Here is a 10,184-nt window from a genome sequence, read left to right as displayed (position 1 = left end):
AAACAATAAATAGCTTCTCAGTCTTGGGTTTCACGTTGCTGAAACATTAAATAATTGTTAAAAAAAACTATGGATTAGCAGTGCATTATACCTATTACTGGTAGGCTTAGATGATATCAACCAGAGTTAATCGGAGTGAAAATAATTCAATTTGTAACTTATAGCACAAGTTAAATAACAAAAAGATTTAATAATTTAATCATAATTACATAATTTTGTCTCAAAATAGATCTTAACTCCAGTAATCCTATAAATTTGCTGGGGGAGGTTTTACATGAATCATGACACTTTTATAGTTCCACCGGGCAAAAAAATTTCACTCAAGAAAGATTACAATCCAGCTTATAAAGATAATTACCACCAAAAGTCTGATGCAGTAGCAAAATTACAGGCAGGGATTAAAAAGTTAGCTGAATATCAAGATATTCTTTATGCTCAAAATACCTATGCCTTATTAGTTATCTTTCAGGCAATGGATGCAGCAGGTAAAGATAGCACCATTAAGCACGTTATGTCTGGTGTCAACCCCCAAGGGTGCCAGGTATTTAGCTTCATAGTCCCCAGTGCTGAGGAACTGGATCATGATTATTTATGGCGAACAGCAAAAGCCTTACCGGAAAGAGGCAGGATTGGTATTTTTAATCGTTCTTATTATGAAGAAGTGTTAGCTGTCAGGGTACATCCAGAAATATTGCGAAAGCAACAATTACCCCATTTCCCCAATGATAATCAACTTTGGAAACAAAGATTTGCAGAAATAAATAATTTTGAAAAATATTTAGTTAATAATGGTATAATCATTCTCAAGTTTTTTTTAAATGTATCTAAAGAAGAACAGAAAAAGCGCTTTTTAAAAAGAATTGAATTACCAGAAAAGCATTGGAAATTTTCCTTAAGTGATGTCCATGCGAGATCCTTTTGGAATGATTACATGGAAGCTTATGAAGATGTTTTTAAACATACAAGTACAGCTTGGGCACCTTGGTATATTATCCCGGCGGATCGCAAATGGTTTACCCGTTTAGTCGTCGCTGATATTATTTGCACTAAGTTAAAAGAATTAAATTTGCAATATCCAAGGGTCAGTGAGGAGCATAAGGAACAATTGCTGTTAGCCAAAGCAATGTTGGAGCAAGAGGATTTAAATTAGCCTAATTTTCAGGAAATCCTCACAAGTTTCTCAGATTTGTAGCTTAGTCTCTATATATCTCCACAGGAGGGGTAAGGAATATGGAAACCAGGAAGCTTGCACAATTTATCAACTTTTTGCAGGAAGATTTAGCTATTCCAGCAACTGATTTACAACTTGCTTTGCGTCATCCTGAGCAAACTCCTGGTTTGTTACCGATGATTCTATGGCAGTATGGGTTGGTGACTGTAAACCAGTTGGATCGTATTTTTGACTGGTTACAGGGTAGCAATTGAATTAACTCGTCACCTGGTGACTTCTTGAAGTTCACCCTTCAGGTTTTTGGTTGATTCCTGGTAAAGCATTGAATCATCGTTCCCAGCTATTTTTGATCAGAGAAGAATCATCATAATTCCACCCCGTAATAGCCCAAGTAACAGGTCTTTCTGTACCATAGTGCCGTAAAGTTACCGCGCCAATGGTCAGTTTATCTCCCTTTTTCCCTGGAATTTCCTGTCCTGCTAACCACAATGTTCCCCGTTGTCCTTCACTCCTTGTTCCCAACTCTTCATAACAAAGGTGTAGTTGATAATTTTCAAGTTGAATGATTTCACAGTCAGCCGAGTTCATCATTGACGATTAGCTCCAATTTATAGCACTACCAAAGCACGTTAGGACAAAAGATAGTTGATAACAATCAAGTCGTGGTAGTTGAAAATCTAAATGTCAAGGGCATGGTTCGTAACCACAAACTAGCAAAAGCAATATCTGATACCTCATGAGGAACCTTTGTGAATTTCCTCTCTTATAAATTAAAAAAAGAAGGAAAAGTACTCATAGAAATAAACCGATGGTTTCCTAGCTCCCAGCTTTGCTCTAATTGTCATTACAAAAACTTCAACCACTTAAAGAAATTTTGCCACCAAGGTGTAGTTCCTTGATCATCCAACTTCATTTTGTTACGAATATCTTGAATATTCCAAGTGGTGAGTTTGGCTAGGGTTTGTGCTTCCTTCTCAAATCTTCTAGGCAAAGACTGTTTGTATTTTCTACCAGCCTGACAATTAGCTTCTCCTGTGTAGGGATGGCGTAAAACGTAGCGTCCCTGAAATAGCTGACGGTTGGAGGTTTCTTGAAACATTAAGTCTTCTGGGAACTTGTCGCGGGTATAACGTACATGCAGACGAGTTAGAAAAACACTATGGGAACGAGGAGGAAATGGGGTTCTAATTGGAGGACGACGACGGGGTGTGATTCCAGGATTAGGAGCATCATCTAACCAAAATACCCCAGCTTTTTTCATTTCCTCACGATTGAGGGGGTTAGCAGAGCAAGGATCGCAGCTACTCATATCCCATGCATATTCTAAAAATGCCACCTTTCTATCTTCTTTCGTATATGCATTTTGGAACATGGATTTGTAAAAGTTGCTAAATTCCCCTTTGATAAACGTGGGAATCTCTTGATTAGAAGGAATTTGTACCGTGCGGTAGTTGGTGACTTGCGCCTGTCCTTTGGGAGAGAGAATATAAACGATTAAATCTTGGGGACTGTTAGAATTCATCATACCCAAGCGAATAGGTAGCATAAATTTGGGGGATTCATAGGCTATTTGTAACGGACGCAAAAACTGATAGCCATTACTCTGGAATTTCTGCAAATTCACCTTAGCAACAAAGAACTTCATGTTTTGGCGAATGTAGGGTCTAAGTAATCTTCTTGCACCCCTAGGAATTTTATACCCGTTACCAATTAACCATTTTTTTAATCCCCCAGATTCCTTAGCACTCAAAATGACTATGTCATATTCTCCCACATTGAAACGAGCTTCCACAGTCACACCCAAACTGTTCCTTCTTCTACTTGCTCCAGCTTTTTTCATTGCAGGTGCTGCTTGGGGTATGGCTCGATCCTCGTAAAAACGATTATGGGCACAGGGATTCGAGTCAAAATATTCTACTAATCTGGGAGCGCTAAAGGCATCCAGACGTTCCATAATTTTGGGGTCACCAACCCTGACTTGCCCCTTTTGCAACACCGTAGGAACAGGGACAACTAAAGCAAAATCTTTGACATCACCTTGATAGTCATTTGCCATAGTTAGTATAGTCCGATCGCCATTACGAGCGATCGCAACTTGGGAAGCTTTGTTATAAAGCCTAGTGTCAGCCTTGGCGACATAAAACCCACAGAAAGCCAAAGCTGGAGGCGTAAAACACAGGATTAATCCAAATGTAAATATGAGTGAAATTAAATATCGTAAATGTTTCATTTTTGAATTTTAGATTGTGGATTCTTAACTTTCCTATCCCTCTATCCCTCTATCCCTCTATCCCTCCATCCTTCACTCCTCAACTTCTTGCCAAACAAATCTTCTTGCTTGCCAAAAAGTATCAAATAGCACAGTCAAGGGGGCAAGGGCAAACAAAGCCCAAAAAACAGCAGTGGAAAGATAAAATTCATTTCGCAGGATATAAGTCAAAACAGCGATACATACAGCCCAAAGCAAACGCCCAATCCTGGCATTTGGTATGGAACGGGGGTCTGTAACCATAAATAGGGCAAATAACAGTAATGAACCACTCATTAACCGATGCCAATACACATCCCAAGCCCAACCCAACCAGAGATTACGTATGGCTTCTAAGGCTGCATAACTACCCAAAAAAGCCGCCGTGGTATCCCAACGCCCCACCCGTTTGAGAACCATGCCACCAGTGCCCACAAACAACATTCCATACCACCATTCCTCACCCCATTGTCCGGGAGAAACCCAGGCATCTGGAGTCAGTAATAAGGCAGTAATAATACCGAAATTGGCAGGATTGAAGAAATGTTTATCACCAACTTGAAAGACAAACTTACTAGCGATCGCACAAACTGCTGCTAAAGCCATAGTTGTCCAATGATCGGCTCGTAGTAGTAAACATAGTCCAAGGGAAGTAATTAGGGGGCTGCGAATAGAAAGAGTGATGGCTTTCTCTTGCTTGGCTTCATTCCCAATTATTCTGGTTTGAATTATTAATAGTATCCATTGTGTCAGGATACTAGTGATAATTGTGACCATAATTAATTCAGGTTGAATTGTCCAATCCCTAGTTCCAATACCGATAAAGAGAAATAAGGAGAGGAATAATATTTGATAGTCGCGTATATCCTGGAACAGCATTGCCAGTAGATTAAGGGATTATCCTGAGGAGATGGATCTAATCTAAACTGCAAACTAGAGGGATGGTATATTTGTTTCAGAATTTGTTACAGATTAAAAATATTGGGTAAAGTTGTGTTGTAGCGCTACGTGCAAGTAATAAGTAAAGATTGATCATTGTCATTTTTTCGCCTCTAAAATTCTCAATGCCGAGACAATAACAGAGAAATAGATGATATTTTATGAAAATAAAAACTATGGCTACAGAAGTGCAAACAGTTAAACGCTTCTACACTCCAGAAGAGTATTTAGCACTGGAAGAACAAGCGGAATTTAAAAGCGAATACCGCAATGGAAAAATTGTACCGATGACGGGTGGAACTACCAATCACAATAAAATAGCTGGCAACTTTTATGCCTTCTTAAGATTTGCTTTAAGAGGTAATAAATATGACATTTACATAGGTGATGTACGTTTATGGATACCGAAATATCGCCAGTATACTTACCCCGATGTGATGGTTATAGAAGGACAACCTGTTTATACTGGAACCAGCACAACTACTGTGACAAATCCATCATTAATTGTAGAAGTTTTATCAAAATCAACACAAAATTATGACCAAGGAAATAAGTTTTTATATTATCGCTCGATTCCCGAATTTAAAGAATATATTTTGATCGACCAATATCAATATCGTGTTATGCATTATGTGAAAACTGGTGATGGGAAATGGGTGTTTGATGAAATTGAAGGGGAATCGGCAAATTTATCCTTAGAAACAGTTGATTTTGAAATTACATTAACTGACCTCTACGAACAGGTAGATTTTTCTGTTAATGATGGTGAAGAATGAATAATTACTTCCCTATAAAAAATGATTAGCTTTTAGGATAACATTCCCCCATTCATTAATCATATTTGGATGTAACTTTACCAAACAATAATTGAGAATCTTTAGCTTTACCAATCACTTTTTCATTGATAGTATAAGCAAAGATTGCCGTATAACGTTGTGTATCTCCCGAAACTTTTGTGACTCGATGCAGAGAGTTTTTTCCCATGAAGATTTGTAAGTCTCCAGGCTGTAAATTCAGGCTTGTTACTTCTTTACACTCTCCATGTAGAATCTCCTTAACTAATTCATAATTTTCATTTTCTGGTGTTCTCACATCCTTGACATACTCAAAAACACCTCCTGATTTCGCCGGTTGAATCATTAAAACAATACTAAAATCATTCTGATCATAATGCCAGGGATGTTGGGTATCATCACCTAAAATATTTAATACTAATCCAGCCAAAGGATCGTCATATTCATAGATATTTTTTTCTTTTAAGCAAGCTGCTAAGAAGTTTTTAAATATAGGTTCGTTATAGATTTTTTTAAATAAAGAATCGGGAGCAAAAATATTTGTCGGTACAAATGCATTTGTTCTATCCATAAAAAATCGTACGGGATGATCTAGTGGTAAAGATGGATCATCATCAGTCTTAAATGCATTGCAACGTCTTTTAGCATAATAAGCATGGGGTGCTAGTAATTGTGATTCCTGCTGTAAAATTTCTAGAGCATTGGAGCTTAAAAAGTTCTTTAATACACAAAAACCATCTTTTGTTAATTGATGGCGACAATCATTAATTAATTCTTGGGAATCTTGGGAAGAATTAATCGGATATAGTTGAAAATTTATCATATCTTCAACTGTTAATAGAGGGTTGGTATGTTTTATGCTAACTTCTTTATTCATGATGATGTCCTGACTAACTCCTATGTTTCTATTTGTTTCAATACTGCATAAGTAGGTTGGCGTAAAAAATTATCGTTTGGATAAGGCAGGGGGCAGGGAGCAGGGAGCAGGGGGAACAAGGGTTTTAGGCTTATTTACTATTCTTCACATAGTTTGGTTTTATTGTGCCGACTTACTTATAGCTGACACATGAAACAATGTATAAAAACTATGTGTATCATAATAGCAGAACATTAATCATTACTCATATGTGTATAAAACAACAATTTATTTTTCAAATTAACTATATAGATAGCAATGTTCAATTTAAGAATTAACAAATTTTTGATAAAAATGGGTCAAAATATGGAGAAAATAAATGTTATCAAAATCAACCATAAATTAACATAATGATAGAACTGCTAGGATTTGCGACTCTACAGGGATATTTACTATCAAGCATAAACACGCTCATATAGTCAACATCAGCGATACAGCTTTGATAAAAGTTATGGGTGAAAATATTTTCCAGAATCAAACATGATTCCTATAGATACATAACTATTGATAGATTATTGATTCTTTGCAGAAATATTAATGGCGACAACTAATCCACAACTGATGATGTACCAATATCAAGAGTCTCTTCCCAAGTTACCTGTACCCACATTAGCCCAAACTTGCGACCTTTATCTGCAAATGGTTGCACCGATGTTAACTGAAGCAGAATTTAAGCAAACCCAAGGGGTAGTTAGGGATTTTCAAGAAGGGGTTGGAGTCAAGCTGCAAAAGCAGTTAGAAATGGTTGCTAGTTCTACTAAAACTAGTTATGTTCACGATTACCGGGAAGAAAGCTTTGCTGAATATCGGGGAATTTTGCCGATTAACAAAAACTTCGGTATTATTCTTTCACCCATCGCTCAACCAGAATTACCTGTTTCTCGTCTTGCAGCTACTTGGATTGTAGATACTTTAAAATTTTATCTGAAAATTAAGCATCGAGAATTGGAACCTGATAGGGACTCCCCCCGTAGTGGGAACCAGCCGATGTGCATGATTCAGTATGACAACTTATTTGGCTGGAATCGCATCCCAGGAATTAAGCGGGATAAAATGTTTAAAGGCGCACCACATCCTGATGGCAAAGAACACATTATTATTATCAGGAATAGTGCATTTTACTTGCTGCAACCACTATCAGGAGATAAAATTGCTGCGATCGCTGATATTGAACAGCAAATAGATGGGATTTTAGCCAATACTAACTCCTCAGAACCTGCGATCGGAGCATTAACTGCAATTGAGAGAGCACCTTGGGCTGTGTTGCGTCAGGGGATAGAGGCTTTATCTCCAGAAAATGCTCGTGCTTTAGAACTGATTGACAGTGCTTTGTTTGTAGTTTGCTTAGACAATACAAAACCAACAGATTTAGTTGCAGCTTCTCAGAATATGCTCCACGGTGATGGACGAAATCGTTGGTTTGATAAGCCACTACAGATAATTTTTACAGATAACAGTATTACAGGAATTAACGTTGAACACGTGGGACTTGATGGTTATGTGATTATGCGTTATCTGTATGAGGTGAATCAGGAACGAAAGGCGCAAGCATCCCAGGAAGCACAAGTAAACCCTACATTACCATTAACACCAGCAACAAAATTAGAATGGAAATTAAACCCAGAAATTGAACAATCAATTCGGGAAGCAGAAGCCCAAGTTGATAACTTTATTGCAGCAAACGAAACCCTGGTACTCGATTTTCCAGAGTTTGGACGCAACTTTATCAAAGAACAGCGCCTTAGTCCTGATGCTGTAGTGCAAATGGCTTTTCAATTAGCTTATTTCCGTCTACATCATAAAATTGATTGCGTGTATGAATCAATACATACCAGGCGCTTTAAATATGGTCGTACTGAAGCAATGCGATCGCTCACTCCCGAATCATTAGCATTAGTTAAAGCTATGACTTCTGATGCTAGCTGCGAAACAAAATATACAGCTCTGAAGCAAGCCGTAAATGCCCACGTTACTCGCCAAAAAGCAGCCCAGTCAGCCTATGGAGTTGATAGACACCTGGCTGCATTACTGCGTCTAGCTCGTGCTCAGGGAATAATACCACCTATATTCCAAGATAAAGCTTACAAACTATTGGGTGAATCGCCAATTTGTACGAGTAATTTAGCTACGGGAATGGGTATAGATTTATTCTGCTTCGGTCCAGTCATAGAACATGGATATGGTCTCGGCTACATCATTAATCCTGATTCAATTACAGTAAATATAACTAGTAAATATCAGCAGACAGGAAAATATAGTAGTCTTTTAAGAGAATCATTGCAAGATTTAGCAACGGTAATGAAATCTAGTATTTGATGTTATCTCAAGGTTAGATAAATATCCCCTGTAACCCTGATTATTTTGTAGGGTGGGCAGTGCCCACCTTACCCTTAAAGTATATTAGATTTCTTGCGTCCAACGATCGCAAAATATTCTAAAGGGCGACCATCTGTATAAAATCGGTGTCGGTAGGAATGCATCCGCATAATCTCAAAAATGGATTGATCTTCTACCCAAGAGTGCTGTTGTCTAAATCCCGTCTGAGTATTATCTTCCCAGAAATACTTGGCCACATTAAAAGCAATACATCCATTAGGAACGACTTGATTAAACACTACGCTTAAAGCTTTCGCCGGAATATGATTGTTACTGAGAGCCGAGCAACAAATCAGGCTATTAAATCCTCGACTATTTAATGCCTGTTTGGTCATTTCCGTTAAATTGCTCAAATTCTCAACATAGTAGTTCTCGTAAATGCCAGGATACTGCTGACAAGCTGCTTGTGCTGCTTCGAAAAGAATGTCAATCCCAACAATTGACTTAATCCCCAAGTTAAATAAACTTTTACCAACCAAACCACTTCCTGCACCCATATCTAGCACTATCATATCTTCAACCTTGTCGCCAGCTTCGGTAAATTCTTCTACCAGCAAAGAAGCCAACATGACATGGGATTGGCTATCCAACCTTTCCATCAAATGTTCGTACAGATAGGGGATTTGGTATACCTCAGCATAGTCGTGTAACCGCAGTTTCCGTTTCGTTCCATTTTGGTTGAGCCAAAAGTATTCTTCATGGATGGATAGATCGCGAGCACTTTCTATTTCTGGTAACTGTATCTCAAAATCCAATTTCTGCATATTTGTTTTCAGCCTGTATAGTTGACTATTGAAATTTCATCGTTCTATCTTGATATATCACGCCAGTAGTATTAGTTACAAGTTAAAGCTATACGATAGTTGTTCAAGTGATCAGGATTTACGCAAAATAGCCATCTCAAACACATGATATAAAGTCTCTCCGGAGCAGGCTAAGTCAATTTAACAAATATTTAATTCTTATATTTGAAAGTTATTACATTACAAACAAACCACTAAGTGAAAATACTAGTATAAACAAAAAATAAAGTACATGAGTTTCAGTCTGAAATTCTTGTTCAGCCTCATCAAATCACAAAATGTGAAGTACTATGGGTTCAGCTAGCTATGCTTCACCTGTAGCTTCCCAGACTCACCGCGTAACCGTAGTGATACATACACGATGAGCTACTTTTCGAGCAGCCATCACTTAATATTTTTCAAGATTGTTGGACTGACTTTGAGTATTTTGCTCTCCTAGCACTTCTTTCTCATCAATACCTAATAGATTATGGATATCACTTAAGGAACTAAGTTTTGTTGTAGTAGGTTTTTCTGGCGTTGATTCACTCACATATTCAATCAACTCTTCCACACGACAATTTAAAGCTTGACAAAACCGAATAATTCTATATATATGATCTGTGCCAGTCCTACCACTTTCCCAGTTTTGGATAGTACTTTCAGTCACCCCTACAATACGAGACAACTCAAGCTGGGTAAGTCCAGCCTTCTCTCGCAGAAATGCAATCTTTGGTTTTGCCTTCCTTTTCACAGCTATAGCAAGTTTACTTTACCTATAGCCGTATATCCTAACACCAAAAAAAAATTTCAGACATATCCGGAATGACAGGAAACGATTTTGTAGCTCTCATTAACAAAACACAGATAACATCCGATGAACTCCTTAAGGTCGAGCAAAATACCTACTGAAGGCAGTGAAGGATAAAACACAATACACACACAAATAAGGTCTAAC

General features: G+C 37.8%; 10 protein-coding genes and 1 pseudogene. 5 read left to right on the top strand and 6 right to left on the bottom strand.

The window, feature by feature from the left end; all coding sequences use genetic code 11:
- The first annotated feature begins 274 nt into the window (after positions 1 to 274).
- Together CALSC_RS02190 and CALSC_RS02185 are read left to right on the top strand one after the other, a co-directional pair.
- The gene (locus CALSC_RS02190; protein ID WP_088239789.1) at positions 275 to 1,150 is read left to right on the top strand and encodes a polyphosphate kinase 2 family protein; all 876 of its coding nucleotides are present in this window, start codon (positions 275 to 277) and stop codon (positions 1,148 to 1,150) included.
- An 80-nt stretch (positions 1,151 to 1,230) separates the two neighbouring features.
- The gene (locus CALSC_RS02185) at positions 1,231 to 1,425 is read left to right on the top strand and encodes a DUF2949 domain-containing protein (protein WP_088239788.1); all 195 of its coding nucleotides are present in this window, start codon (positions 1,231 to 1,233) and stop codon (positions 1,423 to 1,425) included.
- 73 nt (positions 1,426 to 1,498) lie between these two features.
- Here CALSC_RS02185 and CALSC_RS02180 read toward each other — a convergent pair whose 3' ends face one another.
- On the bottom strand, positions 1,499 to 1,762 hold the full coding sequence (locus tag CALSC_RS02180; RefSeq protein ID WP_088239787.1) for a hypothetical protein: 264 nt from the start codon (positions 1,760 to 1,762) through the stop codon (positions 1,499 to 1,501).
- A 38-nt stretch (positions 1,763 to 1,800) separates the two neighbouring features.
- Here CALSC_RS02180 and CALSC_RS02175 point away from each other — a divergent pair.
- Positions 1,801 to 2,022, top strand: a pseudogene (locus CALSC_RS02175) (IS200/IS605 family accessory protein TnpB-related protein); the annotation flags it as partial.
- Here CALSC_RS02175 and CALSC_RS02170 read toward each other — a convergent pair.
- Both CALSC_RS02170 and CALSC_RS02165 read right to left on the bottom strand, forming a co-directional pair.
- A complete protein-coding gene (locus CALSC_RS02170; protein ID WP_088239786.1) occupies positions 2,016 to 3,401 on the bottom strand; it encodes a DUF2330 domain-containing protein in 1,386 nt (461 codons plus the stop codon). The pseudogene CALSC_RS02175 and the gene CALSC_RS02170 sit on opposite strands and share 7 nt — an antisense overlap.
- A gap of 72 nt (positions 3,402 to 3,473) precedes the next feature.
- Positions 3,474 to 4,298: an RnfABCDGE type electron transport complex subunit D gene (locus tag CALSC_RS02165; RefSeq protein WP_088239785.1), complete on the bottom strand. Its 825-nt coding sequence runs from the start codon at positions 4,296 to 4,298 to the stop codon at positions 3,474 to 3,476.
- Between the two features lie 221 nt (positions 4,299 to 4,519).
- Here CALSC_RS02165 and CALSC_RS02160 point away from each other — a divergent pair, with 221 nt between their 5' ends.
- Positions 4,520 to 5,134 (top strand): Uma2 family endonuclease, encoded by a 615-nt coding sequence (locus CALSC_RS02160; protein WP_200817537.1) that lies wholly within the window; start codon positions 4,520 to 4,522, stop codon positions 5,132 to 5,134.
- 55 nt (positions 5,135 to 5,189) lie between these two features.
- On the opposite strand, the gene CALSC_RS02155 is transcribed toward CALSC_RS02160, so the two are convergent.
- Positions 5,190 to 6,029 (bottom strand): HalD/BesD family halogenase, encoded by an 840-nt coding sequence (locus CALSC_RS02155; protein WP_088239784.1) that lies wholly within the window; start codon positions 6,027 to 6,029, stop codon positions 5,190 to 5,192.
- Positions 6,030 to 6,605: 576 nt separating this feature from the next.
- On the opposite strand from CALSC_RS02155, the gene CALSC_RS02150 reads away from it, so the two are divergent.
- The gene (locus CALSC_RS02150; RefSeq protein ID WP_088239783.1) at positions 6,606 to 8,384 is read left to right on the top strand and encodes a choline/carnitine O-acyltransferase; all 1,779 of its coding nucleotides are present in this window, start codon (positions 6,606 to 6,608) and stop codon (positions 8,382 to 8,384) included.
- A 74-nt stretch (positions 8,385 to 8,458) separates the two neighbouring features.
- Here CALSC_RS02150 and CALSC_RS02145 read toward each other — a convergent pair whose 3' ends face one another.
- Together CALSC_RS02145 and CALSC_RS02140 are read right to left on the bottom strand one after the other, a co-directional pair.
- Positions 8,459 to 9,208: a methyltransferase domain-containing protein gene (locus tag CALSC_RS02145; RefSeq protein WP_088239782.1), complete on the bottom strand. Its 750-nt coding sequence runs from the start codon at positions 9,206 to 9,208 to the stop codon at positions 8,459 to 8,461.
- Positions 9,209 to 9,635: 427 nt separating this feature from the next.
- Positions 9,636 to 9,980, bottom strand: coding sequence for a helix-turn-helix transcriptional regulator (locus tag CALSC_RS02140; protein ID WP_088239781.1), 345 nt, complete (start codon positions 9,978 to 9,980; stop codon positions 9,636 to 9,638).
- Positions 9,981 to 10,184: the final 204 nt, after the last annotated feature.

This window comes from Calothrix rhizosoleniae SC01 (genome assembly GCF_900185595.1).
Classification (GTDB): Bacteria; Cyanobacteriota; Cyanobacteriia; order Cyanobacteriales; family Nostocaceae; genus Calothrix_A; species Calothrix_A rhizosoleniae.
The sequence above is the reverse complement of the archived record's forward strand: the minus strand, read 5'-3'. Positions and strand labels throughout refer to the sequence as shown.